This is a genomic window from Nocardia arizonensis (genome assembly GCF_001310275.1).
Lineage (GTDB): Bacteria > Actinomycetota > Actinomycetes > Mycobacteriales > Mycobacteriaceae > Nocardia > Nocardia arizonensis.
Genome location: NZ_LGYZ01000053.1, coordinates 1 through 26,574 on the forward strand (window position 1 = coordinate 1; position 26,574 = coordinate 26,574).

At 66.7% G+C, this 26,574-nt stretch carries 22 protein-coding genes, 3 tRNA genes and 1 pseudogene; 15 read left to right on the top strand and 11 right to left on the bottom strand.

Translation table 11 applies throughout. From position 1 onward, the window contains the following. Window positions 1–696: 696 nt before the first annotated feature. From APZ21_RS09780 to APZ21_RS09790, 3 genes are all read right to left on the bottom strand, one after another. A tRNA-Arg gene (locus APZ21_RS09780) sits at window positions 697–769 on the bottom strand. Window positions 770–805: 36 nt separating this feature from the next. Further along, a tRNA-Ser gene (locus APZ21_RS09785) sits at window positions 806–895 on the bottom strand. 92 nt (window positions 896–987) lie between these two features. After that, on the bottom strand, window positions 988–1,692 hold the full coding sequence (locus APZ21_RS09790; RefSeq protein ID WP_054812960.1) for a dienelactone hydrolase family protein: 705 nt from the start codon (window positions 1,690–1,692) through the stop codon (window positions 988–990). Window positions 1,693–1,860: 168 nt separating this feature from the next. Here APZ21_RS09790 and hisC point away from each other — a divergent pair, with 168 nt between their 5' ends. Beyond that, entirely contained in the window at window positions 1,861–2,937 is a 1,077-nt protein-coding gene (gene hisC / locus APZ21_RS09795) for a histidinol-phosphate transaminase (RefSeq protein ID WP_054812945.1), read from the top strand. On the opposite strand, the gene APZ21_RS09800 is transcribed toward hisC, so the two are convergent. Next, window positions 2,934–4,001 (bottom strand): alpha/beta hydrolase, encoded by a 1,068-nt coding sequence (locus tag APZ21_RS09800; protein ID WP_239476563.1) that lies wholly within the window; start codon window positions 3,999–4,001, stop codon window positions 2,934–2,936. The two genes, hisC and APZ21_RS09800, sit on opposite strands and share 4 nt — an antisense overlap. Window positions 4,002–4,509: 508 nt before the next feature. Here APZ21_RS09800 and APZ21_RS09805 point away from each other — a divergent pair. The 3 genes from APZ21_RS09805 to APZ21_RS09815 are packed head-to-tail and all read left to right on the top strand — an operon-like array spanning window position 4,510 to window position 8,062. Further along, window positions 4,510–5,649 carry a nitric oxide synthase oxygenase gene (locus APZ21_RS09805; RefSeq protein WP_054812946.1) on the top strand — a complete coding sequence of 380 codons (1,140 nt, stop codon included), beginning with the start codon at window positions 4,510–4,512 and terminating at the stop codon, window positions 5,647–5,649. A gap of 41 nt (window positions 5,650–5,690) precedes the next feature. Next, a complete protein-coding gene (locus tag APZ21_RS09810; protein ID WP_054812947.1) occupies window positions 5,691–7,436 on the top strand; it encodes an N-acyl-D-amino-acid deacylase family protein in 1,746 nt (581 codons plus the stop codon). Window positions 7,437–7,492: 56 nt separating this feature from the next. Further along, on the top strand, window positions 7,493–8,062 hold the full coding sequence (locus APZ21_RS09815) for a TetR/AcrR family transcriptional regulator (RefSeq protein WP_239476564.1): 570 nt from the start codon (window positions 7,493–7,495) through the stop codon (window positions 8,060–8,062). A gap of 71 nt (window positions 8,063–8,133) precedes the next feature. On the opposite strand, the gene APZ21_RS09820 is transcribed toward APZ21_RS09815, so the two are convergent. From APZ21_RS09820 to APZ21_RS09830, 3 genes are all read right to left on the bottom strand, one after another. After that, window positions 8,134–8,218: transfer RNA gene (locus tag APZ21_RS09820), tRNA-Ser, on the bottom strand. Window positions 8,219–8,288: 70 nt separating this feature from the next. Then, a complete protein-coding gene (locus tag APZ21_RS09825) occupies window positions 8,289–8,726 on the bottom strand; it encodes a MarR family winged helix-turn-helix transcriptional regulator (RefSeq protein ID WP_054812962.1) in 438 nt (145 codons plus the stop codon). Between the two features lie 110 nt (window positions 8,727–8,836). Beyond that, a complete protein-coding gene (locus APZ21_RS09830; RefSeq protein WP_054812949.1) occupies window positions 8,837–10,012 on the bottom strand; it encodes an alpha-hydroxy-acid oxidizing protein in 1,176 nt (391 codons plus the stop codon). Window positions 10,013–10,119: 107 nt separating this feature from the next. Between APZ21_RS09830 and APZ21_RS09835 the strand changes: the two genes are divergently transcribed. After that, window positions 10,120–11,121 (top strand): NAD(P)H-quinone oxidoreductase, encoded by a 1,002-nt coding sequence (locus APZ21_RS09835; RefSeq protein ID WP_054812950.1) that lies wholly within the window; start codon window positions 10,120–10,122, stop codon window positions 11,119–11,121. A gap of 3 nt (window positions 11,122–11,124) precedes the next feature. On the opposite strand, the gene APZ21_RS09840 is transcribed toward APZ21_RS09835, so the two are convergent. After that, window positions 11,125–12,327, bottom strand: coding sequence for a cysteine desulfurase-like protein (locus APZ21_RS09840; RefSeq protein WP_054812951.1), 1,203 nt, complete (start codon window positions 12,325–12,327; stop codon window positions 11,125–11,127). A 257-nt stretch (window positions 12,328–12,584) separates the two neighbouring features. On the opposite strand from APZ21_RS09840, the gene APZ21_RS09845 reads away from it, so the two are divergent. The 7 genes from APZ21_RS09845 to APZ21_RS09875 all read left to right on the top strand — a co-directional run bounded on the left by APZ21_RS09845 (window position 12,585) and on the right by APZ21_RS09875 (window position 19,229). After that, entirely contained in the window at window positions 12,585–13,181 is a 597-nt protein-coding gene (locus APZ21_RS09845; protein ID WP_054812963.1) for a bacterial proteasome activator family protein, read from the top strand. Window positions 13,182–13,460: 279 nt separating this feature from the next. Continuing rightward, a complete protein-coding gene (wzm, locus tag APZ21_RS09850; RefSeq protein WP_239476565.1) occupies window positions 13,461–14,474 on the top strand; it encodes a galactan export ABC transporter permease subunit Wzm/RfbD in 1,014 nt (337 codons plus the stop codon). Window positions 14,475–14,486: 12 nt separating this feature from the next. Next, window positions 14,487–15,338 carry a galactan export ABC transporter ATP-binding subunit Wzt/RfbE gene (gene wzt / locus APZ21_RS09855; RefSeq protein ID WP_054812952.1) on the top strand — a complete coding sequence of 284 codons (852 nt, stop codon included), beginning with the start codon at window positions 14,487–14,489 and terminating at the stop codon, window positions 15,336–15,338. Beyond that, window positions 15,335–16,306 carry a galactofuranosyltransferase GlfT1 gene (gene glfT1 / locus APZ21_RS09860; RefSeq protein WP_239476566.1) on the top strand — a complete coding sequence of 324 codons (972 nt, stop codon included), beginning with the start codon at window positions 15,335–15,337 and terminating at the stop codon, window positions 16,304–16,306. The genes wzt and glfT1 overlap by 4 nt, the downstream gene beginning before the upstream one ends. Window positions 16,307–16,523: 217 nt before the next feature. After that, window positions 16,524–17,579 carry a ribosome small subunit-dependent GTPase A gene (gene rsgA / locus APZ21_RS09865; RefSeq protein WP_054812953.1) on the top strand — a complete coding sequence of 352 codons (1,056 nt, stop codon included), beginning with the start codon at window positions 16,524–16,526 and terminating at the stop codon, window positions 17,577–17,579. Window positions 17,580–17,635: 56 nt separating this feature from the next. Beyond that, window positions 17,636–18,238: a hypothetical protein gene (locus APZ21_RS35530; RefSeq protein ID WP_054812954.1), complete on the top strand. Its 603-nt coding sequence runs from the start codon at window positions 17,636–17,638 to the stop codon at window positions 18,236–18,238. Between the two features lie 139 nt (window positions 18,239–18,377). Continuing rightward, complete coding sequence (locus APZ21_RS09875; protein WP_054812955.1) at window positions 18,378–19,229, top strand: SDR family oxidoreductase; 852 nt, start codon at window positions 18,378–18,380, stop codon at window positions 19,227–19,229. 540 nt (window positions 19,230–19,769) lie between these two features. Here the strand turns inward: APZ21_RS09875 and APZ21_RS09880 are convergent. Together APZ21_RS09880 and APZ21_RS09885 are read right to left on the bottom strand one after the other, a co-directional pair. Further along, a complete protein-coding gene (locus APZ21_RS09880) occupies window positions 19,770–21,656 on the bottom strand; it encodes a glycosyltransferase (RefSeq protein ID WP_054812956.1) in 1,887 nt (628 codons plus the stop codon). A 170-nt stretch (window positions 21,657–21,826) separates the two neighbouring features. Next, window positions 21,827–22,378, bottom strand: coding sequence for a GtrA family protein (locus APZ21_RS09885; protein ID WP_239476567.1), 552 nt, complete (start codon window positions 22,376–22,378; stop codon window positions 21,827–21,829). Between the two features lie 118 nt (window positions 22,379–22,496). On the opposite strand from APZ21_RS09885, the gene APZ21_RS09890 reads away from it, so the two are divergent. Then, entirely contained in the window at window positions 22,497–23,462 is a 966-nt protein-coding gene (locus APZ21_RS09890; RefSeq protein WP_054812957.1) for a glycosyltransferase, read from the top strand. Continuing rightward, entirely contained in the window at window positions 23,459–25,051 is a 1,593-nt protein-coding gene (locus tag APZ21_RS09895) for a DUF2142 domain-containing protein (RefSeq protein WP_054812958.1), read from the top strand. The genes APZ21_RS09890 and APZ21_RS09895 overlap by 4 nt, the downstream gene beginning before the upstream one ends. Before the next feature lie 6 nt (window positions 25,052–25,057). Here APZ21_RS09895 and rfbB read toward each other — a convergent pair whose 3' ends face one another. Next, window positions 25,058–26,071: a dTDP-glucose 4,6-dehydratase gene (gene rfbB, locus APZ21_RS09900; RefSeq protein WP_054812959.1), complete on the bottom strand. Its 1,014-nt coding sequence runs from the start codon at window positions 26,069–26,071 to the stop codon at window positions 25,058–25,060. A gap of 307 nt (window positions 26,072–26,378) precedes the next feature. Here rfbB and APZ21_RS09905 point away from each other — a divergent pair. After that, window positions 26,379–26,574 (top strand): annotated as a pseudogene (locus APZ21_RS09905) (hypothetical protein); the annotation flags it as partial.

A 26,574-nucleotide genomic window follows, 5' to 3' on the forward strand; every position in this document is an offset into this window, starting at 1 on the left:
ACCGACACAGGTCCAAACCCACCCTCGCAGAACACAACTCGTCACATCCCAGTCGGCTCCTCCGGTCTGACCGAGTCCCATCCACTGACCGACAGATCGATATGTGGGGGCGTCGTCGAGCTTGCGGGTATCGGCTTCGGCCTCAGCCTCGATGACAAGTCGCGAAGCCATCCGGCCCTCTGTATCCCCAGAACCCCCTGCGTAACACTCTTCGTCAGCTCGGATACATGGCATGGAGGTATGGGGGAGTCGAGAAACAAGCGCAAGGGCGGCGCTCCGGCTCACACGGTGGTTCCCCCCGGTTGGCGTGGTGGAGGCGTCGACCGCGTTGTCCGGTGAGGCTGCGGGGCCGGAGTCTCCTGTATCAGCAATCGTGAGGGCGGCTGGCTCAACCTGGCCAAAATGCGGCGTTCGCTGGGGCGGCGCTGCCTGAGAACTGAGTCACTCCGTACAGCTTCCGTCGAACGGTCGCGATTGTCGTTCGGGACGACCTCGGCCCCGCGCGGGCTCAGGCTCAGCTCTCGCACGCGAAGCTGTCGACCACTGAGCGGCATTACCTCCAGCGGCAGACCCAGGGGCCGGACGTTCGCGTTACCCTCGACCGGCACACGGATCGAGAGTAAGGGGTCATGTCCGGTTCGTCCGGGAAAGCGAATTCGCCTCCCACCGTTAGCACTGGTGGGAGGCGAATCATTGTGCGCCCGAAGGGATTCGAACCCCTAACCTTCTGATCCGTAGTCAGATGCTCTATCCGTTGAGCTACGGGCGCATGTGGGTATTCAATTTTTACCCGGCGAACCGGGGGTGGCGGAGGCGAGAGGATTTGAACCTCCGGTCCCCGTGAAGGGACAACTCATTAGCAGTGAGTCCCATTCGGCCGCTCTGGCACGCCTCCTGGAGCCTTCTCTTCGAGGGCACCGGTCCTTTCGAACCGCCGAGCATGAAGGTTACAGGAGCACCGTGCGCAATAACAAAACGCCTGGTTATTCAGCGTAGATTGCTGTCGAACCAGTCGAAGATGCGGGTTTGGGAGTCGAGGCCGATCAGGTCGTCGGTGTCGTCGGAATCGTCGTCGTCGCGCAGATCGGGGTAGCGGACCACGAGGCTCGCGACGGAGGCGCGGGCGGTGGCGTCGCGGAGGCGGTCGATATCGGCGGGCGGGGTGTCCGGGTCGTTCGAGCCGTAGAGGCCGAGCCAGGGAGCCTTGAGCTCGGGGGCGACGCGGACCAGGGCGTCGGCGTCGGAGGTGAGGGGTTCGACGATGCCGGGGGCGGACACGCTCACCGCGGCGCCGACGGGGCGGTTGGTGGCGACCAGGAAGGCGGCGGTGCCCGCGTGGTCGAAGCCGAGGACGCCGACGCAGTCGGCGAAGACGCCGTGGCCGACGAGCCAATCGAAACAGGCGTCGAAGTCGTCGAACAGTTCCTTGCCGAATACCTCGTGCGCGGGATCACCGTTGCCGCGGTGGAACAGGTCGGGCGCGACCGTGGTCCAGCCTTCGTCGGCGAGCGCCTTCATGAGGTCGAGCAATGGTCCGGTGAACTCGCGGGCCTCGTGCAGGACCACGATGCCGCCGCGTGCGTTGCCGTCCGGTTCGACCACGATGATGGGCACCCGGGAGTCGGCGGTGGAGTGGTATGTGGTGTCGTCGCCACCGCGCAGCGGGGCAATATCGTCATAAATGCCCGACATGAAACCAGGGTAGGACCGTCCCCTGGACTTCGCGAGAAATTGCAGGCAGACGGGATCCAACCGATAGTTTTCCGGCTCGGCGCGGAGTTTGGTCACCTATTCGACCAGCTGCGGGTTCGGCGGCACCCGCGAGCGAACGTGCGGCCGCGCGCCGCCTAATGTGGAGGGGTGACACCGCATATCCGGCCGGATCTCGCCTCGATCCCGGCTTACGCCCCGGGCCGCAGCAATCCGGGCGCGGTCAAGCTCGCCAGCAACGAGACGACCATGCCGCCGCTGCCCGCGGCCGCCAAGGCGATCGGCGAGGCCGCCGAATCGGCGCACCGCTATCCGGACAATCAGTCCGGCGAGCTGCGCGCGGCGCTGGCGGACTTCCTCGGTGTCGAGGTCGCGAATGTGGCGATCGGGTGCGGCAGTGTCGCCCTGCTCCAGGAACTGGTGCAGATCACCTGTGACGCGAGCACCGACGAGGTGGTTTTCGCGTGGCGGTCCTTCGAGGCATATCCGATCGTCACGCAGGTCGGCAATGCGACGGCCGTGCGGGTGCCGCTGGCCGCGGGCGCGGTGCACGATCTGGACGCGCTGGCCGCCGCGGTCACCGAGCGCACCAAGCTGGTCTTCGTCTGCAATCCGAACAATCCGACGGGTACCGCGGTGGGTCGCGCGGCGCTGCTGCGTTTCCTCGACGCGGTGCCCCCGCATGTGCTGGTGGTACTGGACGAGGCCTACTACGAATATCTGCGGATGACCCCGCAGGACCGCCCGGACGGTGTGGAGATCGGGCGCGACCGACCCAATGTGGTCGTCCTGCGCACCTTCTCGAAGGCGTACGGGCTGGCGGGGCTGCGGGTGGGGTACGCGGTCGGCGATCCCGAGGTCATCACCGCGCTGATGAAGGTGCATATTCCGTTCAGTGTCAACCGGGTCGCGCAAGCCGCGGCCATCGCGTCCCTACAGGCGCGACACGAACTGCTCGACCGCACGCACGCCGTGATCGCCGAACGCGAGCGGGTGCGCGCGGCACTGCTCGCGGCCGGCTACCGGCTGCCGCCGAGCGAGTCGAATTTCGTGTGGCTGCCGCTGGGGGCCGCGAGCGCCGAGTTCGGCGAGACGTCCGCGGCGGCGGGGGTGCTGGTTCGGCCGTACGGCGAGGACGGTGTGCGCGTCACGATCGGCGACCCGCACGAGAACGACCTTTTCCTCGCCTTCGCGACCGATCCCGCGGTCGCGGCCCGCTTCGTCTAGGAGACGCCGAGCGCACCCGCCATGACGGGCCAGGAGCGCCCGAGTTCATCGGCCCAGTACGGCCAGGAGTGGGTTCCGCTGTCGCGGAAGTTCGCGGTGAACGGGATGTCGAGTCGGGTGAGCCGGTCGACCAGCGCGTGAGTGCACCCGGCCGCGCCGGCCTCGAGCGGACCGCCCAATACGACGTTGGACGGCAGATCAGGATCGCCGGGCACGTCGTACCGGCCGGGTAGACCATTGCCCGTGGACAGGTAGATGGCCTTTCCACGCAGCGCCTCGGCATGTGCGACCACATCGTGGGCATACCACTGCGGATCGTCCGGTGCCCCGAACATGTTGTCCGGTTGCCCCCGGTAGCTGAGCACGATGGCGCGTGCCTGGGCCTGTCCCGAATCGGTGCTGATCGCATAGCAGCCGCTGTGCGCCGCGACCGCCCGATACAGATCGGGTCGGCGCACAGTGAGCATCATGGCCGCTTCGGCGCCCATCGAGACGCCCATGACGCCATTGCGGCCGTTGCCGTCGAAACCGGCGTCGATGAGCGGCGGCAGTTCACGGGTCAGGAACGATTCCCATCTATTGGTGCCGAGCACCGGATCGGTCCGCAGCCAATCGGTGTAGAAACTTGCGGGCCCGCCGACCGTGAGCACCACATTGACGTTCTTGTCCTCGAAGAATCCGGCGGCGTGACCGTGTTCGATCCAGTTGTTGCCGTTCGGTTCTGCGGTGCGGCCGTCGAGCGTGTAGACCGTGGGCCGGGCGCCGGCCCGATCGCGCGGTAGCAGCACTTGCACCTCGACGGTGCGGGCCATGGCGGGTGATCTGACGAAGACGCGCAGCCATCGATCGGTGATCGGTTCGACGCGATCGATCTCGGGTCGTGTGGGGCCGGCCGCCTCGGGATAGGTGGGCGGAGATCCTTCCGACGATCCTGTTCCGTATATATCGGGTTCGGCCGTCGCGAACGGAATTTCGCCACCGATAACGCCGGCCAATAGCGCGGCGGTCACCGTGACGATACCGAGTCGACTTCGGGCATCCCGCCGGAACAGCATGCTCTTCATGCGGCCCAGGATACTTACGAATACCGACTGGCACGGTTTCGGCGAATACGTTTCGCCACGGTGACTGAACAGTGATCACGCGATCGTGCTGCCGACTCGTCATATCGGGGAACGCCGGGGGCGGTTAGGGGCTACCTTTCGCGCAAACCGACTGGTCACACAAAGTAATCCGCCGGATGAAATATCAAGGGATTCGCGCCAATACAGGCACACGGTCAGCACACTCGTTCTAGTCTGCTCGAGGGCCTCTCGGATGTCGATCGGGAATCACATGACCGCGTACAGCTCTGCCGTGCACCGAGGTCACGGTGCCGGATTCGCCCTAACGCGACCGCATCCGCGACCGGGACCGCACCGTGCGCCCGTACCTCGAAACGCGCACCGGCAATCGTCCGGCACGGCAGGCGAACCGCGCGCACACGGACCCCTGCCTTTCACGATCGTCGAAATTATCTGCTTTGCCAGCCAACCATCTGTTCGGCCGTAGTGAACCGATGCCCGACCGGAGATGATCGTGAATCCTGCGCTGTCCGCCAATCCGTCCGAGAACACCGCCGAGACAAAATCTTCCGACGTGGAGACGCGCAAACGACTGCGCGAATGCGACGAGTTCTTTCGGCAACCGGAATTGGCACATCTATCCGCGCAACGGCGTCGCACAGCGCTGGAACAACTCGAACAGGACGGCGGCTACACGCAGACGGCGGAGGAGATTCTGATCGGGGCGAAACTCGCCTGGCGGAATCACGCCCGCTGCGTCGGCCGAAAGCACTGGCGTTCACTGAAATTGCTCGACGCGCGGCAGGCGTGCTCGGCGCGCGAGCTGGCCGAGGCGTGCTGGCAGCACCTGCGCATGGCGACCAATGGCGGCGCGGTTCAGTCCGTGATCACCGTCGGCCCGCCGCGCCGACCCGACGGGCGCGAGTACCGCGTGGTCAGCACCCAGCTCATCCGATACGCGGGATACCGCAACGGCGACGGCACCGTGACCGGCGACGCCGCCCATATCGCGATCACCGAATTCGCCATGAAACTCGGTTGGCGGGGCGCGGGCACTCCCTTCGACATCCTGCCGCTGCTGATCAGCACCCCGGACGAGCCGATCCGCTGGTTCGACGTGCCACCCGAACTCGTGCGCGAGGTCGCGCTCGAACATCCCGAGTTCGACTGGTTCGCCGGACTCGGCCTGAAATGGCATGCGGTGCCCGCGGTCTCGAATATGAATCTGGAGATCGGCGGGATCACCTACCCGTTCGCGCCGTTCAACGGGTGGTATGTCGGCACCGAGATCGGTGCGCGCAATCTGAGCGACACCAATCGGTACAACATGCTGCCACTCATCGCCGACATGATGGAACTCGACACCTCTCACGCCCGCACCCTGTGGCGCGATCAGGCGCTGATCGAGTTGAACCGGGCCGTGCTTCACAGCTACCGCAAGTCGGGGGTGCATCTGGTCGACCATCACACCGTCGCCAAACAGTTCTGCGAGCACGTCGTGCGCGAGGAGGCCGCGGGCCGCACGTGTCCGACCGACTGGTCCTGGGTCAACCCGCCGATCTCCTCGGGTCTGACCCCAACCTTCCACCGCTACTTCGACGCGCCCGACGACCATATCCGACCCAATTTCGTCCGCCGCGACGGATAGTCGGTATTGACACTTAGCGACCGAGAGGTTTCTATATTTGGGTGAGCTACGACACAATCATCAACAACGGTCGCTGGTTCGACGGCACCGGCGCGGCCTCTGCCATTCGGAACCTCGGCATTCGTGATGGTCGTGTCGCCGTCGTCACCGCCGAACCACTGGACGAGGCCGGTTGCGCGCAGGTCATCGACGCTTCGGGCCGGTGGGTGCTGCCCGGCATGATCGACATACACACGCACTACGACATCGAGGTCCTCCGAGGGCCCGCGCTGGCCGAATCGGTCCGGCACGGAATCACCACCGTTCTGCTCGGGTCCTGTTCGCTGTCGACCGTGCACGTGCCCGCCGACGTCGCGGGCGACATCTTCGGCCGGGTCGAGGCGATACCGCGACGGCACGTCATCGACACGATCACCGCCGAGAAGAGCTGGACCTCGGCGCGCGAGTACATCGCGGCGCTCGAGGCGCTGCCCCTCGGACCCAATATCGCCGCCTTCATCGGCCACTCCGACATCCGCGCCGCCGAAATGGGACTCGACCGGGCGACCCGGTCCGATGTCCGGCCCACCGCCGCGGAACTCGCCTCGATGGAAGCCGCGCTCGCCGAAGCGCTCGACGCCGGATTCGTCGGTATGTCGGCGCAGCAATTGCTGTTCGACAAACTCGACGGCGAGACCTGCCGATCGCGCACCCTGCCGTCCACCTATGCCAAGGGCAGGGAACGGCGGCGGCTGAATGCCCTCTTGCGGCGCAGTGGCCGGGTACTCCAGGCGGGACCGGATATCACCTCGCCGCGCAGCCTCGCCGCGATGACGACCAGCACACTCGGAATCGGGCGCGCGAAACTCAAGACCAGTCTGCTGTCCGCCGCCGACATCAAGGCAAACCCGTTCGTCGTGCGCATCATGGGGCCGATCGCCCGCGTGCTCAACCGGCTCGGCGGAGATTTCCGCTGGCAGCATCTGCCGGTGCCGTTCGAGGTCTACGCCGACGGGATCGACCTGGTCATCTTCGAGGAATTCGGCGCGGGCGCGGCCGCGCTGCACCTGGCCGACCAGGTGGAACGCAATGCGCTCATGCGGGACGAGCAATACCGGCGTCGGTTCCGCAAGCAGTACGACTCGAAATTCGGTATGCGCGTATGGCATCGGGACTTCTTCGACGCCGAGATCGTCGACTGCCCGGACGGCGCGGTCATCGGCAAGTCCTTCGGGCAGGTCGGGCGAGAACGCGGCGGCGTGCATCCCGTCGACGCCTTCCTCGACCTGGTCGTGGCACACGGCACCAAACTGCGTTGGCGGACCACGATTTCCAATCACCGGCCGGAATTCCTCGACAAGCTCGGGGCCGATCCGGGCGTGCAGATCGGCTTCTCCGACGCGGGCGCGCACCTGCGCAATATGTCCTTCTACAACTTCGGGCTGCGATTCCTGCGCCGGGTCAACGACGCACAGCGGGCAGGGCGCGAATTCATCACCCTCGAACGTGCGGTGCACCGTCTCACCGGCGAACTCGGCGAGTGGTACGACATCGAGGCAGGCCGTCTGCGCGAGGGCGACCGCGCCGACATCGTCATCATCGATCCGGCCGGACTGGACGAGGAACTCGACGCCTACGCCGAGAGCCCCGTCCCCCAGTTCGATAACCTGCCCCGCATGGTGAATCGCAACGACCGCGCCGTCACCGCCGTATTCGTCGGCGGCGAGCGGGTATTCGGCAACGGGCAGGCGACGGAAGCGCTCGGCGCCCGACGCACCGGACGGTTCCTGCGGGCCGGCGCGAGGTGACCGCGCCACCGCGTCGGACCCAGGCCGAACGCAGGAGCGCGACCATCGCGAAGCTGGTGCAGGCGACAATCGAGGCGATCGAGGAAGTCGGCTACCACCGCACCTCCATCGGTGAGGTCTGCGCGCGCTCCGGCGTCTCCAAGGGCGGCCTGTTCCGGCATTTCGACTCCCGCCTGGAACTCGTCGTGGCCGCGGCCGAAGAGGTCGGCCGCCGTCACATGGCGAACTTCCGCGAACTGGCCGCCACCGAGCACCAATTGCGCCCGATCGACCTGGTCCGCCACGCCCGCGGCGCCATCCGCCACGAAACCAACGTCGTCTGGTTCGAACTCCTCGTCGCCGCCCGCACCGAGCCCGAACTCCGCGAACGCCTCAGCCCCGTGGCCCGCGCCCTCATCGATGACGTCGAACGAGCCGCCATCGACACCCTCGACCCCGACGTCCCCCCGGAACTCACCCGCCTACTCGCCACCTCCCTCATCCACATGTTCGACGGCGAATCCATCTTCCGTCACACCTACCCCCGCCCCGACCTGGAGGAAACCCGCCTCGAAAACGCCGCCCGCCTCATCGAAGCCCTCAGCCGCCGCCCCGCAACCACCGTGCGGTCGGGAATCGACTCGTAGCATCCCGCGGACCGCATTTCTCGGAACAAGGCGAGACGTGCTCATGCTCTCCATGAGCATGACGATCGAAGCGGAGACGGAGGGATTTGAACCCCCGGTCGCTCTCGCGACGCTCGCTTTCAAGGCGAGTGCATTCGGCCGCTCTGCCACGTCTCCCTGCGGGGCCTTGGACCCCGTTCGGGGACTTTACCCTGCGGGGTAACGGTGTGCCCAGTGAGATAGGCGGTCAGGGTTCCCGGGAGCCGAGGGCTCGGTCTATGCGGGCGAAGGCGTCGCCTATGACTTCCAGTTGGGTCGGGGTAAGCATGTCTATGAAGTCTTGGCGGACTTCCTCGACGTGGCCGGGGGCGGCGAATTCGAGTCGGCGCATGCCATCGTCGGTGAGTTGGGCCAGGACGCCGCGGCCGTCTTCCAGGCAGGTGCTGCGGCGGACAAGGTGCTCGCTCTCGAGTCTGGTGATCTGGTGGGTCAACCGGCTGCGGGAGGACAGGACGCCGTCGGCCAGTTCGCTCATGCGCATGCGGCGGTCGGGGGCTTCGGACAGCAGCACCAGGATGCGGTATTCGGCGAGGCTCAGGTCGGCGTCGCGCTGCAACTGCCGGTTCAGCGCGGCCATCAGCCGTTGGTGGCCGTCCATATAGGCCCGCCACGCTCGCTGCTGCATGGCGTCGAGCCACCGCGGCTCGACACGCACGCTACCGTTCGACTCCGACTGCACTCACCCATTCTAGGCCGGTCTGAACTGGTTAAACATGGCAGTTCCAGATGGCGGCGTCATCGGGGACCGACGATCAGCGATCTGCTCAATTCGTCGGGGCTCGCGCAACCGGACAGACCGAGCACGGAATCGAAGTCGGCGAGCAGCATCCGCAGCGCGTGCCGGAGGCCCGCCCGGCCCGCGATACCGAGACCGTAGACCCACGGTCGACCGTACATGACCGCCTTCGCGCCGAGGGCCAGGGCGATGAGCATGTCCGAACCGGTGCGGACACCGGAGTCGAACAGCACATCGGCACGGTCGCCGACGGTCGCGACCACGGCGGGCAGTGCGTGCAGCGCCGCGACGGAACCGTCCACTTGGCGGCCGCCGTGATTGCTTACCACCACGGCGTCCGCGCCCGCGTCCACCACCTGGCGGGCGTCGTCGGGGTGCAGCACGCCCTTCACGGCGATGGGCAGATCGGTCCATTCCCGCAGGCGACCCAGGTCGGCGGGACGCAGCGCGTGATTGCCGAACAGGCCGAACCACGTGCGAATCGCCGCGCGCATGGCCTCGGGGCTCTCCTCCGGCGCGGCGGCGAGCCGGTCGCGGAAGACGGGATCGGACAGGTAGTTGACTATGCCCTTACCGTGCAGAAAGGGCAGGTGGGCCAGTTCCAGATCGCGCGGTCGCCAGCCGAGGTGCGGTGTATCGACGGTGACCACGAGGGCCTTGGCGCCCGCGCGCTCGGCCCGGCCGATGAAGGACCGGGCCAGATCGTCGTCGGCGGGCCAGTACAGCTGATACCACCATTGCCCGGCGGCCGCGCCGACCTCCTCGATGGTGCTGGACGCGACCGTGGACAGCACCGACCCGATCCCGAGTTCGGCGGTCACCCCGGCGGCGAGCACCTCGCCGGCCTCGTGCACCAGTTCGAGCGCCCCGATCGGCGCGGTGAGCACCGGCGCGGCCAGCCGCGTGCCGAGGACCTCCACCGACAGGTCCCGCGCTCCCGCTCCGGTGGTGCCGCGCAGCATCCGCGGCAAGATCCGGTACCGGTCGAACGCCGCCGCGTTCTCGGCCGCGGTGCGTTCCGCCGAAGCCGAGCCCGCGACATAGGCGAAGGCGGCCGGATCCAGTTCACGTGCGGCACGCGCTTCCAAACCCGACGCCGACATGGGTAGTTCGGGTACGACACCTTCCAATCCGCCCAGGTAGATCTCGTTTTGGAAGTCGACGAAATTGCTCACGCCGAAACGCTAGCCGTTCGGGGGTATGCGCGGAGTGCGGTCAGCGAATCGAAATCCAGCGATTACATTCGGTTCGAGTAGCGTTTCCGACGCGGAGAGGGGAACACGTGCGCGCGATCGAACTGAACGGTTTCGGCGGACCCGAGGTCATGCGGTGGACCGACACCGCGGACCCCGCGCCCGGCCACGGCGAAGTACTCATCGACATCGTCGCCGCGGGCCTGAACCGCGCTGATCTGCTCCAACGCCAGGGCTTCTACGCGCCGCCGCCCGGATCCACCCACATCATGGGGCTGGAATGCTCCGGCGTGATCGCCGAGGTCGGCGAGGGTGTGCGCGACTGGCGGGTGGGCGACCGGGTGTGCGCGCTGCTGTCCGGCGGCGGCTACGCCGAGAAGGTCGCCGTGCCCGCCACCCAATTGCTGCCGGTCCCAGAGGATTTCGACCTCGCCGCGGCGGCCGGACTGCCCGAGGTCGCGGCCACGGTGTGGTCGAATCTGGTGATGACCGCCGGACTGCGTGCCGGTCAACTGGTCCTCGTCCACGGCGGCGGCAGCGGTATCGGCACGCACGCCATCCAGGTCGCCCGGCAGCGCGGCGCGCGGGTCGCGGTGACCGCCGGATCGGCCGAGAAATTGCGCCGCTGCGCCGAATTGGGCGCGCAGGTACTGATCGACTACCGCGAACAGGATTTCGTCGAGGTGGTGCGCGCCGAGAATTCGGGTGCGGGCGGGCCGGGCGCGGACATCATTCTCGACAATATGGGCGCGGTCTATCTGGCGCGCAATGTGGACGCGCTGGCCGCGCACGGACACCTGGTGGTCATCGGCTTGCAGGGCGGGGTCGAGGGCAAGCTGAATCTCGGTACGCTGCTGTCCAAATGGGGGACGGTGCACGCCACGAATCTGCGCGGCAGGCCCGCCACCGGCAACCACAGCAAGGCCGAGGTGGTCGCCGAGGTCCGCAGGCATCTGTGGCCGCTGATCCTCGCCGGCACGATCGTGCCGGTCATCCACGCGGAACTGCCGATCGCCGAGGCCGCCGCGGCGCACCGGCTGCTGGATTCCTCCGAGGCGTTCGGCAAGGTCACCCTGCGGGTGCGGGACTGAATCCTAGTCGAGCGACCCGAGCGCGCGGCCGAGCTGATCGATCTCGAATCTGGTTGTGTAGGGAGCCAGTCCGACGGTGACCGCGCCGCCCTCGTCGTTCACGCCGAGCGCGTCGAGCAGCCTGCTGCCGCCGTGCACGCCGCTGAGGGTACCGATGCGGGCGTCGGCGAGTTTCGCGGCGACCTTCTCCGCCTGCATACCGGCCAAGGTGAAACTGACGGTGGGTATGCGGGTGGAGGCCCGGCCGATCACGGTCAGGTTCGCGATCTTGTCCAGGGTGTCCATCAGATGTTCGAACAGCTGGTCGTGATAGTCCTGCAACGAGGTGATGGAGATCTCCAAGCGCTCGCGGCGGCTGCCTCGCGCGCGTTCGTCGAGACCGGCGAGGAAATCTATCGATGTAGTGAGTCCGGCCAGCAGCGCGTACTGGTGACCGCCGACCTCGAGCCGTTCGGCGCCCTTGGCGTAGGGGTTGAGCGACATGGACGGGATCCGGTCGAGGAAGGCTGGATCTCGGAACACGAGCGCGCCGATCTGCGGACCACCCCATGCGGGCGCGCTCAGCGCGACCACGTCGGCATTGAGTTCATCTATATCGATCAGCGCGTACGGCGCGGCGCCGAAGGCGTCGGCGACCAGCAGACCGCCCACGTCGTGCACCCGATCCGCGGCGACCCGGACCGCGGGCGCCGAACCGACGATCGGCGAGGCCGCGGTGAGCGCCACGAGTCGGGTCGTTGGACCGATCAGCTCCTCGAACTGCCACGACGGCATCTCACAGGTCTCGATCTCGACCTCGGCCCAGCGCACGTGCGCGCCGTAGCGGTTGGCGATGCGCAGCCACGGCGCGACGTTGGCCTCGTCGTCCAACCGGGAAAGCACGATTCCGGTGCCGAGGCCGAGCCGCGAACTCAGCGATTCCGCCAGCCAGGCCAGCAGCACCGCGCGATCGGGACCGAGCACGACGCCCGCCGGATCGCCTCCGACCAGATCGGCGACGGCCTCGCGGGCCGCGTCGAGGATTGCGGCGCTGCGCACGGCGGCGCCGTTGCGCCCGACATGGGAGAACGACGAGGTGCGGAAACCCGTTGACACAGCGCGGGATACCGCGTCCGGCACCAGCATGCCCGCCTGCGGATCCAGGTGGATCCAGCCGTCGCCCAGGGACGGTATCAGGCCCCGAACCCGCGCGACGTCGTAAGTCATGCTCGCCACTCTAAGGGCAGTGGCCGGGGCGACGTAACCGTGTTCCCACCGACCGGCGGAGGCGCGCACGACGGCCCCTCGAAACGCGCCGACCGGCGGGGGCGCGACGAACCGGGACTCTGCATGGCAACCGACTTTCAGCAAATCCGAACCATACGACGACCCGGACAGTTTAGGACGCCGCCTCGCGGCGCAGACGCCGACCGGGCGACCGCCCGGCTTCGCGTATCGCGTGCGGAGGGGACATGATGGAAACCATGACGCACTCGGATGAGGCACCCGATTCCATCGTCGTCGTCGGTCCCGACGGACGGCCGTTGGTCATCCCCGCCGACGCGGGCGTACCGCTCAGCGGGCAGGTGGTCACCGACCCCGAGCAGAAATCCGACGACAAGAGCGAGGACGCGGGCGAATCGCTCGCCGACATGGTCGAGCAGCCCGCCAAGGTCATGCGCATCGGCACCATGATCAAGCAGCTGCTCGAAGAGGTGCGCGCGGCCCCGCTCGACGACGCGAGCCGCACCCGGTTGCGCGAGATCCACACGTCCTCGGTGCGTGAACTCGAACAGGGGCTCGCCCCCGAGCTGCGCGACGAACTCGAGCGGCTCACCCTGCCCTTCACCGAGGACGGTGTGCCCTCCGACGCGGAGCTGCGCATCGCCCAAGCCCAGCTGGTTGGTTGGCTCGAGGGCCTGTTCCACGGCATACAGACCGCGCTGTTCGCCCAGCAGATGGCGGCGCGCGCGCAGTTGGAGCAGATGCGCCAGGGTGCGCTGCCGTCCGGCATCCACGCCGTCGACCCGCGCGGTGGCCGCGGTGATCACGTCACCGGTGGCTCGGGGCAGTACCTGTAGCACGGGTACTCGGTGTGCCGGGTCGGCGGGTCGCGAATATCGGCGACGACCGTCCGCACCGGCGGTAACACGGGCGCATGCGGACGGGTAGTCTCGGGGACCGTGCCCGCCGCTGCCGCTCGCCCCGACTCCGATGTGAGTTCGGCGCGTCCTGAAGAAAGCCAAGTGCGTTCGGATGACAGCTCAGTGCGTTCGGATGAGAGCCAAGTGCGTTCGGAAAGCCGAGTGGACTCGGAGGAGAGGTCCCTACCCGCGGATTCCCCGGCGGAATCCGAGCCCGTGAGCTCCGAATCCGAGCCCGTGAGCTCCGAGTCACCGGGAGACGACGAACACACCGGTACCGATGACGCGACCGCGGTCGCGGAGGCGAACGAGGAATCCGCCGCGGGCGACAACGCGACCGCCGAGGTCGAGCGTCCCGCGGACACCGAGAGCGCCACGGCCTCCCACGGCGTCCCGGCGGAACCGCCGGTCTCGGACTCCCAGACCTTCCGACGCGCGTTCAAGGACTTCCGGGACGGCTTCTCCCAGCGCGAGCTGTGGCTGTCGCTGGGCTGGCAGGACATCAAGCAGCGCTACCGGCGCTCGGTGCTCGGCCCGTTCTGGATCACCATCGCGACCGGATTGCAGGCCGCGGCGATGGGCATCCTCTACGCGACACTGCTCGATCAGCCGCTGAGCCAATATCTGCCGTATGTGACGGTCGGCCTCATCGTCTGGAATGTGATCCAGGCCAGCATCCTGGAAGGGTCGGAGGTCTTCATCGCCAATGAGGGGTTGATCAAACAACTTCCCTCGGCGCTGAGCGTGCACGTCTACCGACTGGTGTGGCGGCAGTTCCTGTTCTTCGCGCACAACATGGTCATCTACGCGGCGTTGCTGCTGGCGTTCGGCGTGTGGCAGAACCTGAACTGGGCGAGTCTGCTCGCGGCGCCCGCGATGCTGCTGCTGTTCCTCAACGCGATGTGGGTCTCGATCGTGTTCGGCATCTTCAGCACCCGCTACCGCGATATCGCCCCGATCCTGAGCAGCACCACACTCATGCTGTTCGTGCTCACCCCGGTCATGTGGACGACCAAGACACTGCAAACGCAGGTCGGCGCGGGTGAGCGTGCGCGTCTGGTGGAGATCATCCCCACCTTCCACTACCTCGAGATCGTGCGCGCCCCGCTGCTCGGTGAACCGCAGGCGCTGCGGCACTGGGTGGTCGTCGGCACGATCACCGTCGTCGGCTGGGTCATCGCGGTATTGGCGATGAAGCAGTTCCGTTCGCGCGTGCCTTACTGGGTGTAGGGAGGATCTGCGATGAGTTCCACGGCGAGCATCGAAACCCACCAGGCGTGGGTGGAATTCCCGATCTTCGACGCCAAGTCGCGGTCGCTGAAGAAGGCGTTCCTCGGCAAGGCGGGCGGCGCGATCGGGCGCAATCAGTCCGATGTCGTGGTGGTCGAGGCGCTGCGCGACATCAACCTGTCGCTGAAGGAGGGCGACCGGGTCGGCCTGGTCGGTCACAACGGCGCGGGCAAATCGACGCTGCTGCGCCTGCTGTCGGGCATCTACGAGCCGTCCCGCGGCAGCGCGCGCATTCGCGGGCGGGTGGCCCCGGTCTTCGATCTCGGCGTCGGTATGGACCCGGAGATCTCCGGCTACGAGAACATCATTATTCGCGGCCTGTTCCTCGGGCAGACCCGCAAACAGATGCTGTCGAAGATCGATGAGATCGCCGAGTTCACCGAACTCGGCGAATATCTGTCCATGCCGCTACGCACATATTCGACCGGTATGCGGGTGCGCTTGGCCATGGGCGTGGTCACCTCCATCGATCCTGAGATCCTGCTGCTGGACGAGGGCATCGGCGCGGTGGACGCGGAATTCATGAAGAAGGCGCGCTTGCGACTGCAAGAACTGGTCGCACGTTCGGGCATCCTGGTCTTCGCGAGCCACTCCAACGAATTCCTCGCCCAACTCTGCGATTCGGCGCTGTGGATCGACCACGGCCAGATCCGGTTGCGCGGCGGCATCGAAGAGGTGGTCCGCGCTTACGAGGGACCGGACGCCGGTAACCACGTCGCGACGGTGCTGCGTGAGATGGAAGCGGAACGGGCGGCGAACGCCGCGAAATCCGATGAACGAGAACTGGAGCGGAATCAGGCATGAGCGGTCCGGCCGACGACGCGACACCACCGCTGCTCGACGCCGCGGCCGTCCAACCCGAGGCGGGTACCGGCCCCGACGCGCGGATCATCGCGGTCGTGGTCACCCATAGGCGGCGCGACCTGCTCGCCGAGTCGCTGAAGGTGATCGGCGCGCAATCCCGTCCGGTCGACCATCTGATCGTCGTCGACAACGCCAACGAGTCCGAGGTCGCCGATCTGGTGCGCGACCAGCAGATCGAGGCGACCTACCTGGGCTCGGCGCACAATCTCGGCGGCGCGGGCGGATTCGCGCTCGGCATCCTGCACGCGCTGACCCAGGGCGCGGACTGGGTCTGGCTGGCCGACGACGACGGCCGCCCCGAGGGGCCCGACGTGCTGGCGACCTTGCTCGATTGCGCCGACCGGCACGGTCTGGCCGAGGTCTCCCCCGTCGTGTGCGATATAGCTGAGCCGGATCGGCTGGCCTTCCCGCTGCGCCGTGGCCTGGTGTGGCGGCGGCTGCGATCCGAACTCGGCGACGAGGATTTCCTGCCCGGAATCGCCTCCCTATTCAACGGCGCGCTGATCTCGGCCAAGGCGGTGGATCTGATCGGCGTGCCCGATCTGCGGCTGTTCGTGCGCGGTGACGAAGTGGAGGTGCACCGCAGGCTGGTCCGTTCAGGACTGCCCTTCGGCACCTGTCTGCAAACGGCGTATCTGCATCCCAACGGGTCGGCGGAGTTCAAGCCGATCCTCGGCGGCCGGATGCACACCCAGTATCCCGACGATCCGGTGAAGCGCTACTTCACCTACCGCAACCGCGGCTACCTCATGGCCCAGCCTGGTATGCGGAAACTGTTGCCGCAGGAGTGGATTCGCTTCGGCTGGTTCTTCCTGGTGACCCGCCGTGATCCGGCGGGACTGCGCGAGTGGCTGCACCTGCACTCGCTGGGCCGCAACGAGCAGTTCGGCAAGCCCGAACGCGATTAATTCCGTTGCGGCTCGGCCGGTGAGCTGCCAGAGTATGGAAACCGACGAATGAGACGAGGAGGTGGAGTGTCGTGACGAACGCTGTCTTTGTCGTGCCCGCGTGTGCCGCGCCGGCGGTGACCCCACCCGCCGTGTCGACGCGCACCGCCGCCGTGACCTCGAACCTCATTCGCTGAGCCCGCGTCGGGCTCGGCGCCCGACGAAGGATTCCATTCGAATGGTCGACCACGACCTGCTCGTCCCCTACGGCTGGAACGAAGCCGTAGCCAACGACTACCTCCCGCTACTCGCCGAGGGATGCGCGCCCGCGCGGGTGATCCGCATGGATCGCGGCGAATGCGATATCGCGAGCCCGGCCGGTCCGGTGCGGGCGGTGTGCCCGCGTGCCGATTCCGAGATCGCCGGACTGTGCACAGGTGACTGGGTCGGCGTCGATCTCGACGCCGCGCCGCCGACGGTGCGCCAACTGCTGCCCCGCCGTTCGGCCATCACGCGTTCCTCGGTGTCGGGCAGGTCCGAGGGTCAGGTGCTCGCGGCCAATGTCGACACCGTGCTGATCTGTTCGGCCGCCGACGGCGATGTCGATCTCGGACGCGTCGAGCGGATGCTCGCGCTGACCTGGGAGAGCGGCGCCCGTCCCGTCGTAGTGCTCACCAAAGCGGATGCGGCGGTGGATATTCCGCTCGAGGAGGTGCGGGCGGTGGCACCGGGTGCGACGGCGCTCGCGGTCTCCGCGAACAGCGGCGACGGATTGGATGTGCTCACCGCCGTGCTCGACGACACGGTCGCGTTGATCGGCCCGTCCGGTGCGGGCAAGTCGACGCTGGCCAACGCGCTGCTCGGCGCGGAAGTCTTCGCCACCGGCGCGGTGCGGGAGACCGACCGCAAGGGCAGGCACACCACCGCGCATCGCGAACTGCGTCCGCTGCCCGCGGGCGGCACGCTCATCGACACTCCGGGACTGCGCGGCATCGGCCTCTGGGATGCCGCCGAGGGTATCGGGCGCACCTTCAGCGATATCGAATCACTCGCCGAGCGATGCCGATTCGACGACTGCGCGCACGAGTCCGAACCGGGTTGCGCGGTTCTCGAGGCCGTCGACCGCGGTGACATCACCCGTCGTCGCGTCGACAGCTACCGCAAGCTGGGCCGCGAGAACGACTGGATGCTGGCCCGCACCGACAAACGCCTTCGGGCCGAACGGCAGCGGGCGCTGCGCGACATCACCAAACAGCAGCGGCGGCTGTATCGGGATCGGAACTACGGACGCTGATGACGGAACCGTTGGGTAGATTCGGCTCGCACATTCGCGATCCTGGGAGAGATGGAATGAGTTACCCCGGCGGATACCCGCATCAGGGCCCGCAGCCCGGACAGTGGCCCGGACAGCCGACGCACGGCCAACCGGTTCCGCCCGCTCAGCCACACGGCGCACCGTACGGCCAATCGGGACCGCACCAACAGGCGCCGCAAACCTACGGTCAGCCAGCGCAATTCGGCGGGCCGCAGGGGCAGTTCGGGCAGCAGCAGCTCGCACCGCAGGGCCCGCCGGGTATCACCGTTGACGCCTCCTACGAGTGGTTCGGATTCCTACTCGGTCTGCTGACCAAGCCGAAGATCAGCATCAACGGGCAGCCGGTGCCGAATACCCGCTGGGGTGAGAACCACATCCCGGTGGGTCCGGGGAACTACCACGTCTGGGTCGCCACGCCGTGGCTGTTCGATATGGGCGCGGCCCAGCTGCCGGTGCAGATCGCGCCGGGGCAGGGTATCCGGGTGTACTACAAGCCGCCCGCGGTCGTCTTCGTCAACGGCGCGATCGGGCTCACCCCGCAGAAAACGCCGGGCATGGTGTTCGTGTGGCTGCCCATCGCCCTGGTAGGTGTGCTCGTCCTGCTGATTCTCGTACTCACGCTGGCCGTTTCGCTCTGACCACGCGGATTCGACGGGCGCCGGGCCAATACGGTTCGACGCCCGTCTCACCGGTTACATCGGCCACGATTATGCAACGAGTTGCATAGCGTGGACTACGCTCGACGGAGAATCGCAGACCAGACGACAGGAGCAGGTCATGACGGAACCGGCATCGAAGCCGCTCGCGGGCGCGACGATGATCATGTCCGGCGGCAGCCGGGGCATCGGCCTAGAGATCGCCAAGCGCGCCGCGGCGGACGGCGCGAACATCACCCTGATCGCCAAGACCGATCAGCCGCATCCCAAGCTCCCCGGCACCATTCACACCGCCGCGGCCGAACTGGAACAGACTGGAGGTCAGGTACTGCCCTTCGTCGGCGACGTGCGTGATGACAACGCGGTCGCCGAGGCCGTGCGGCAGACCGTGGAACGTTTCGGTGGCATCGATATCGTCGTGAACAACGCCTCGGCGATCGACCTGTCCCCCACCGAATCGCTGTCGATGAAGAAATACGACCTCATGCAGGACATCAACTGCCGCGGCAGCTTCCTGCTGTCCAAACTCGCCATCCCGCACCTACGAGCCTCGGCACGAGCAGGACGCAATCCCCATATCCTCACCCTGTCCCCGCCGTTGAACCTCGACCCGAAGTGGGCGGGCGCCTCGCTTGGCTACACCATAGCCAAATACGGAATGTCGCTGACCACACTGGGCCTGGCAGAGGAACTGAAGGGCGACGGCATAGGCGTGAACTCGCTGTGGCCACGCACCACCATAGACACCGCCGCCGTGCGCAACCTACTGGGCGGCGAGCAGACCGCCTCGACCTCGCGCACCCCCGACATCTACGCCGACTCCGCCTACCTGGTCCTCACCTCACCCGCGAAGACCACAACGGGCAATTTCTTCATCGACGACGAACTGCTGACCGCACACGGCATAACCGACCTGGACAAGTACCGGGTAGTCCCCGGCGACGGCCCCCTCACCACCGACCTGTTCCTCTAACCGCCTGCACGAAGAGGAATGAAGCCAAAGCACCATAAATCGCCACATGACACAACTCGCCCAACACCCAAGTAGAGAAACACGGCAAAGGCCCAATCCGCGACCAGCCCACCCGGAGCAAGTCTTACAAGCGGCCAAGACAAAGCGACAATAGGCAACCATCGCCCCTCGCACACGAGCCCCAAAGACCCACGAACCCGCCCCGACGAAGTCCCGGCCACGAGCACAGTCGATAGACCCAGTCACTGCACGCCCACGCAACCACCACGGAGCGAGCCTGACGAGCGACCGTTCGCCGGCCGTCTCGCGTCCGAGCGGTCGAGACAATGCGCCGAAGGAGCAAGTATCGGCCGCTCGGACGCGAGACCCAAGAGGCCGCGAACTCCGCCGTGCCGGAGGCACGGCCAGAGACACAGTTCGCGGCCGTCTCGCGTCCGAGCGGTCGAGACAATGCGCCGCAGGCGCGAGTATCGGCCGCTCGGACGCGGGACCCAAGGGGCCGCGAACCCCGCCGTGCCGGAGGCACGGCCAGAGATACAGCTAGTTTTCGAAGAGGCGTTCCCAGTTGGCGCGGCTGGTGAGATCCGGCATGGCGTCGCGGTACTGCTGTTGCAGGGTGGGCAGTTCGCGGCGTAGGCGGCGCAGGACGTGCACCATGCGCAGCAGTAGCGCGCGGGCGCGGGCCTTGTCACGCTTGCGGACCCGTACTCCCGATTGTGAGGCGTCGGTGACGACCACGTGGTCGAACAGTGATACGTGCCACCAGTAGGCGTCCTCGCGGGTGACCCCGATCAGACCGTGCTGCGTCCGCCCGAACCATTGGTTGACGGCGCGTTTGACCAGCACGAGCAGCGCTCGGCTGGGTTCGCCGCCTGCCCGGCGCAATTGGATCTCCGAGGAGGGCACCGGCGGCGTGCTGGCCGGATGTTTCACCGTCTCGGCGTAGTCGGCGCGGCTGCCGCGTGCGGCCGCGAGTGCCGCGATGCCGCCGTCGCGCAGGATCTTCGGCCCGGCGAGGAAGTCCTCGATGCCCTGCAAGGTGGTGTGCACCAGTCCGTATTGCATGGCGACCAGCTGTTCGGACATGTTGCGGAACAGTTGGCGGGTGATGGACTTACCGTCCAGGTCGGTGTGTAGTGCGCCGACGATGAGCGAGTTGCGGGTGCTGAAGTAGCGCGCCCAGTCGTCGTAGTCCTTCCAGTAGAAATCCGCGTGCCATACCGCGGCGTTGGGCAGCGTCACCGTGACGAATCCGTGTTCGCGGGCGCGGATGCCGTATTCGACGTCGTCCCATTGGAAGAAGATCGGGATCGGCAGTCCGATCTCGGCTACCACTTCGGCCGGGATCAGACAGGTCCACCAGGCGTTGTAGCCCGCGTCGACGCGCCGCTCCTGATTCTTCTTCAGCATGCTGGTGTTGCGCAGCGCCTTGGCTACCCGCTGACCGTGCTTGAGTTCGTGCAGATGCACTTCTTCCGCACCGACGTTCAGGTAGTCGGGGTTCAGCAGGAACAGCATCTGCGCGCCGACCAGGGTCGGCTCCACCGTGGAGTTGGCGAAGGCGTTGAGCCGCAGCACCGTTTCCGGTTCGCACAAAATGTCATCGTCCATGAGGATGACGTCGGCGTGCTCGTTGACCGCCGACACCTCGTAGAGGCCGCGGGTGAAGCCGCCCGCACCGCCGAGATTCGGCTGGCGGATGTAGCGGAGTTTGTCGCCGAACATCGGCCGGGTCTGCTGGAAGAGCGGCCGGTCCTGCACCAGGTCGGTGCCTTGGTCGACGACGTAGACCGCGTCGATGGCCGAGAGCACCGTCGGATCGGAGGCCAGTGCGGCGACCGTCTCGGCGCAGTCGGCGGCGCGGTTGAAGGTGCAGATGGCGATGGCGACCGGGCGCACTCGTTCCGGGGCGGCCGAGGTCCAGGTCAGTTCGGTGATGCCGAGTTCGCCGCCGACCGCGTCGAATTCCAGCCACAGCGCGCCGCCATCGACGTATTGGTCCAGCGGCGCGGTAAGGGTGAGTGGACCGCTCGCGTCGACGGCGGCGGTGCGGACGATGCGGCGATGTCCGGCGATATCGGAGGCCACCAGCCGCACCCGCGCCTTGGCCGCCACGTCGAGCACCATGGTGGCGCGCACCTCGGTGACGGTGGTCCAGCGCTGCCAGTAGGCCGCGGCGAAGCGGCCGAAGTAGGTATTCGTGTGCGCGGTCGCGCCCTTCTCCAGGCGCAGCGCCATGCGTTCCCGGTGCGCGCGGCCCTTCACCACGGCGTACAACTCGTCGCTGATCTTGGCCGATGGTCCCGTGAAGATGCCACGCTGCACTACCAGCCGATCCGGCGCGCGGTGATCTACGCGCAGCGAGGCGGGCGCGGCTTCGGCGTGGTCGTTCGATTCGGTAACGGCCTGAGTAGCCGACTGCTCCATGAAGTCCTCGAAATCCTTACTGTGCCGACGGGACACATACGCCCCCGGATACCGTTCGCGGCGGGGCCGAGGATATCAATCCGAATCTCGGCCTGCCTGTCCAGGAACCGGATGATCCGTACACACCGGTCACCCCACGACATAGCTCGCACTCGTGCACCGGGCTCAGCCTATGCCTGATTCGGACCGCCCGCGGGACCCGAACCCTTGGGCCGCTCCATTTTCCCGGTGAACACGAATTTGTCGTAGGCCCAGTAGCGGAAGACGACGGCCACGATCTGGCCGACGAGGGTGCCGGAGATGTTGTCCGACAGCGGAGTGGACAGGTCGAGGACGTATCGCGAGAAACCGAGGCAACCCAATTGCAGTCCGATGGCGATCACGTTGAAAACCGCGTACAGCACATATTCGCGGCCGGGATTGCCGGTCTGTTTGTGCGAGAACGTCCACCACTTGTTGCCGAAGTAGGTGACCACGGTCGCCACCGCGATCGCGATGATCTTGGCTTGCAGCGGTGCGTGATAAAGCACACCTTCCCCGCCCCAGAACACGAGCAGGTTGTATGTGCCCGCGTCGACCAGGAATCCGATCGCGCCGACGACGAGGAAGGCCGCACCCTGACGCAGTCCGGCGATCAGCCGCGCCGCGAGCGACGGCGTGACGGGCGCTTCGGCGGAACCGGACCGTTCGGGAACCGACACCGGCTGCTCGGGGTAGGACACCGGGCGACCGTACCCCACCCCGAACGCCCGTTTCGCGGCGATCCGAATGCGCGCACCCCCTCTCAGCCCTGTACCCTCCCGGTGTTCCCCATTCACGCTGACATCGAGGATTGACCGGGTGGACTCCACCGAGCTTCGCATCGCCGCCGTGGTTCCCTGCCACAACGAGGAGGCCGCGGTCGCCAAGGTCGTCACCGACCTCCAGGCCGCCGTGCCGGGGATCGTCGTCTACGTCTACGACAACCTCAGCACCGACAAGACCGCGGAACGGGCCCGCGAAGCCGGCGCGATCGTCCGCTACGAGAACACCAAGGGCAAGGGCAATGTGGTGCGGCGCGCATTCGCCGACATCGACGCCGACATCTATCTCATGATCGACGGCGACGACACCTATGAGGCGTCGGCCGCGCCCCTGATGATCAAGACTTTGCTGGACGGACCGTACGACCACGTGCTCGGCGTGCGTAAACAGGACGAGAGCGGTTCGGCGTACCGCGCGGGTCACGAAACCGGTAACCGGGTGCTCAACGGCGTCGTCGGCAAGGTATTCGGCGAGAACGTCGAGGATATGCTGAGCGGTTTCCGCGTGTTCTCCCGCCGATTCGTCAAGAGCTTTCCCGCGGTATCGCGTGAATTCGAGATCGAAACCGAACTCACCGTGCATTCGCTGCATCTGCGCGTTCCGCGGACCGCCGTTCCGGTCGGCTTCCGCGACCGCCCTGCGGGCAGCGAATCGAAATTGCGCACCTATCACGACGGTTTCAAGATCCTGGCGCTGATCTTCGGACTCGCGCGCCACGAACGCCCTGTCGCCTTCTACGGTCTGGCGGGCACCGTGGCGTGGCTGGTCTCGGTCATCCTGACCGTTCCGATCGTGATCGAGTTCTACAACACCCATGAGGTACCGCGCTTCCCGACGCTGTTCCTCGGATTCACCCTGCTGCTGCTCGGCAGCCTCGCCTGGACGGCCGGGCTCGTCCTCGACGGCATCCGGCGTTCCCGGCACGAGGCCGCGCGCCTGGTCTACCTGCGTTATTCCGCCGTCGGCACCGACGACTCGCATACCGGCGGGAACGAGCGGTGACGACGTCGGCCGACAGCGCCCCGGAAACCGCCGCGGGCGCGGGTTCGACGTCCAACGGCGCGGCCCCGAAGTCCGCCGCCGACGACACGCCGCCCCCGAAGTCCACGACGGACTCCGGCGCCAGCGCTTCCCTGCGCCGGATCCTCGCGCCGATCATTGCCCGTTTCGGCGCGGCATCGCTGGCCTTCGCGGTTCTGGCGGGCGTGTTCGGCGCACTGTTCGCCGTGGTCACGCCGCCGCTGTGGGGCCATGACGAGATCACCCAGTTCGGCCGGGCCTATCAGGTGGCGCACGGCGGTCTGCTGCCCGAGCGCATACCCGACGATCGCGGCATCGCCTACGGCGGCGAGGTTCCCGTCAGCATCACGACCCTCATGGGGTACGCGATGCGCGACTACACCACCAACCCGGACGAACCCGATCCGATGGTGGCGGACCCGTACGAGTACGACCGCATGAAGAGCGCCGCGGTCTCCGACGCCACCGAGCCGGTCTGGTTCACCAATACCGCGGCCTATTCCCCGGTTCCGTACATCCCCGCCGCGCTCGGCATCCGCGTCGCGGAACTGATCGGACTCGACGTCGGCGGAATGCTGTTGCTCACCCGCCTGGCCGGACTGCTCGCCTACCTCGCGGTCGTCGGTTTCGGGCTGTGGGTCCTGCGCTCGCACCGGATGCAGTGGGTGGCCTTCACGGTCGCGGTGCTGCCGATCGCGGTATTCCAGGCGGGCACGGTCACCGCGGACACACTCACCAACGCGCTGGCGATCATGGTCTCGGCGCTGCTGGTCAAGGCGCTGTTCCTGGGCGAGCGGCTGCGCGGGGTCGAGACCGCCGCCCTGCTCGCCGCGACCCTGCTGCTGCCGGTGAGCAAGCCGACCTACGTCCTGCTGGCCATGCTGGTGGTGGTCGTCCCCGCGGACCGATTCGGTTTCACCGGTCCGCGGCGCTACATCCCGTGGGTGTTCGCGGCGGCGGGCGCGCTGGCGTTCGCGGTGTGGATGAAGATCGCGGCGCCCACCGGAGACGGCATGGGCCTGATGAGACCGCAGCACCAGTGGAATTCGGTGCGGCCGGGCGATCAGCTGCACGACATCCTCGGCGATCTGCCGCATTTCGTCTCCGTATTCGGCGACAGCATCGTCTACCGCGATCAGCGCTGGTTCACCCAGTTCTTCGGTGAACTCGGCTTCGCCTACATCGACGTGCCCGCCCTGTCGGTGCTGGCCTGCCTGCTCGCCTTCGCGGTGAGCGTGGGCGTGGCCGACCGCATGGACCCGCGCACCGCCACTTTCCGGCGTACGCTGCTGGTGGCGCTGGTCGTCGCGGCCAGTGTCGCGATGATCTATGTGACGCTGTACATGTCGTTCACGCCGGTGCGCTATTACATCATCGACGGTGTGCAGGGCCGATATTTCGTCCCGCTGGCCATCGTGGGGCTTGCCGTGGTGTTGCGGTGGATGCCGTTGCGCCTCACCGATTCCGCGGGCAGGACTCCGACCTGGGGGCCCGCCGTGACCGTCGTCGCGGCGACGACGGTCGCCCTCGTGGCGGCGATGGCCAAATATCACGCCATCGTCTGGGGCTGAATCCGATTACTCGGCCGCGTCGAGCGTGCGTTCGCCCGCTTGCGCGTACGCGCGCTCGGTCGCGGCCTTGTCACCGCGCCACCAGGACTCGTTGTCGCGATACCAGCGAATGGTCGCCTCGAGTCCGGTGCGGAAATCGCCGAAACGCGGACTCCAGCCGAGTTCGGTGCGCAGCAGGGTCGCGTCGATGGCATAGCGCTGATCATGTCCCGCGCGATCGGTCACATGGTCGAAATCGTCCGGGTCGCGATCGAAAGCGGCAAGCAGCATCCGCACGACGGATTTGTTGTCGAGTTCGCCGTTCGCTCCGATGAGGTAGGTTTGTCCGATTCTCCCGCGCTCGAGGATGTCCCATACCGCGCGGTTGTGGTCGTCGACGTGAATCCAGTCGCGCACCTGATTTCCCGCGCCGTACAGGCGCGGGCGGATACCGTCGATGAGATTGGTGATCTGGCGCGGAATGAATTTCTCGACGTGCTGGTACGGCCCGTAGTTGTTACTACAGTTGGACAGGGTTGCGCGCACGCCGAAGGAGCGTGTCCACGCCCGGACCAGCAGATCGCTGGACGCCTTGGTGGCCGAGTAGGGACTCGACGGATTGTAGGGCGTGGCCTCGGTGAAAGACGGCGCGTCCCAGTCGAGATCGCCGTAGACCTCGTCGGTGGAGACATGGTGGTATCGCACGTCGTGCCTGCGCACCGCCTGGAGCAGCGAATACGTGCCGATGATATTTGTCTGCACAAACGGCCACGGCTCGCTCAGCGAGTTGTCGTTGTGCGATTCGGCGGCGAAGTGGACGACGGCGTCGACGCCGCTGACGAGTTCGTCGACGAGATCCAGATCGGCGATATCACCGTGCACGAAATCGATGCGGTCGGCCACCGGGTCGAGCGACGCCTTATTACCCGCGTAGGTCAGTGCGTCGAGGACCGTTACCGTGGTCCCTGGACGTTCGGACACGGTCTGCTGGACGAAATTCGCGCCGATGAACCCGGCGCCCCCGGTTACGAGCAATCGCACCCCAAGACCATACGTCGACCCGCCCCGGTTCCGTTGCCGAGCCCTGAAGCCCGATTTCGAAATACTAGAACCCGTTCGGATGGTGTGATATTCATCACACTACCGAAAAGTAGTATGTAACGATCGGTTTGATTCTCTGGAGAAAACCCAGCTCGTGGCCTTGGTTTCCGGGACCCCACCAAGCTGGGAGTCTCAATGGTGAACAGAATTTGAAGCAAAGGTCACGACTGGTTCACCACTCGTTAGCTGGGCTCGATTTCGATCGTCAGGTCCCCTCCGAACGCTTCACATCGAGGTTCAGAACAAAATGCTGATGAGGAAATTCGCCGCTACGTCGGCGCTGGTGATCGCCGCCCTCGGCATCACCGCAGGTACCGTCAACGCGGCGCCGGCCACCGACGAGGCCGTCAACTTCACCGCCAACGCCACCGACACCCAGTCGATCATCTCCATCGACTCGGGCTCGATGGATGTCGAGAACGGCGTGTTCAAGATCAAGGCCG

Bases quoted from the DNA above. Each gene is read 5' to 3' on its own strand.
- APZ21_RS09790 (WP_054812960.1), bottom strand. From the start codon at position 1,692: ATGTCGGGCATTTATGACGATATTGCCCCGCTGCGCGGTGGCGACGAC.
- APZ21_RS09800 (WP_239476563.1), bottom strand. From the start codon at position 4,001: ATGAAGAGCATGCTGTTCCGGCGGGATGCCCGAAGTCGACTCGGTATC.
- APZ21_RS09805 (WP_054812946.1), top strand. From the start codon at position 4,510: ATGATCGTGAATCCTGCGCTGTCCGCCAATCCGTCCGAGAACACCGCC.
- APZ21_RS09825 (WP_054812962.1), bottom strand. From the start codon at position 8,726: ATGCAGCAGCGAGCGTGGCGGGCCTATATGGACGGCCACCAACGGCTG.
- APZ21_RS09840 (WP_054812951.1), bottom strand. From the start codon at position 12,327: ATGACTTACGACGTCGCGCGGGTTCGGGGCCTGATACCGTCCCTGGGC.
- APZ21_RS09845 (WP_054812963.1), top strand. From the start codon at position 12,585: ATGACGCACTCGGATGAGGCACCCGATTCCATCGTCGTCGTCGGTCCC.
- wzt (WP_054812952.1), top strand. From the start codon at position 14,487: ATGAGTTCCACGGCGAGCATCGAAACCCACCAGGCGTGGGTGGAATTC.
- glfT1 (WP_239476566.1), top strand. From the start codon at position 15,335: ATGAGCGGTCCGGCCGACGACGCGACACCACCGCTGCTCGACGCCGCG.
- rsgA (WP_054812953.1), top strand. From the start codon at position 16,524: ATGGTCGACCACGACCTGCTCGTCCCCTACGGCTGGAACGAAGCCGTA.
- APZ21_RS35530 (WP_054812954.1), top strand. From the start codon at position 17,636: ATGAGTTACCCCGGCGGATACCCGCATCAGGGCCCGCAGCCCGGACAG.
- APZ21_RS09875 (WP_054812955.1), top strand. From the start codon at position 18,378: ATGACGGAACCGGCATCGAAGCCGCTCGCGGGCGCGACGATGATCATG.
- APZ21_RS09880 (WP_054812956.1), bottom strand. From the start codon at position 21,656: ATGGAGCAGTCGGCTACTCAGGCCGTTACCGAATCGAACGACCACGCC.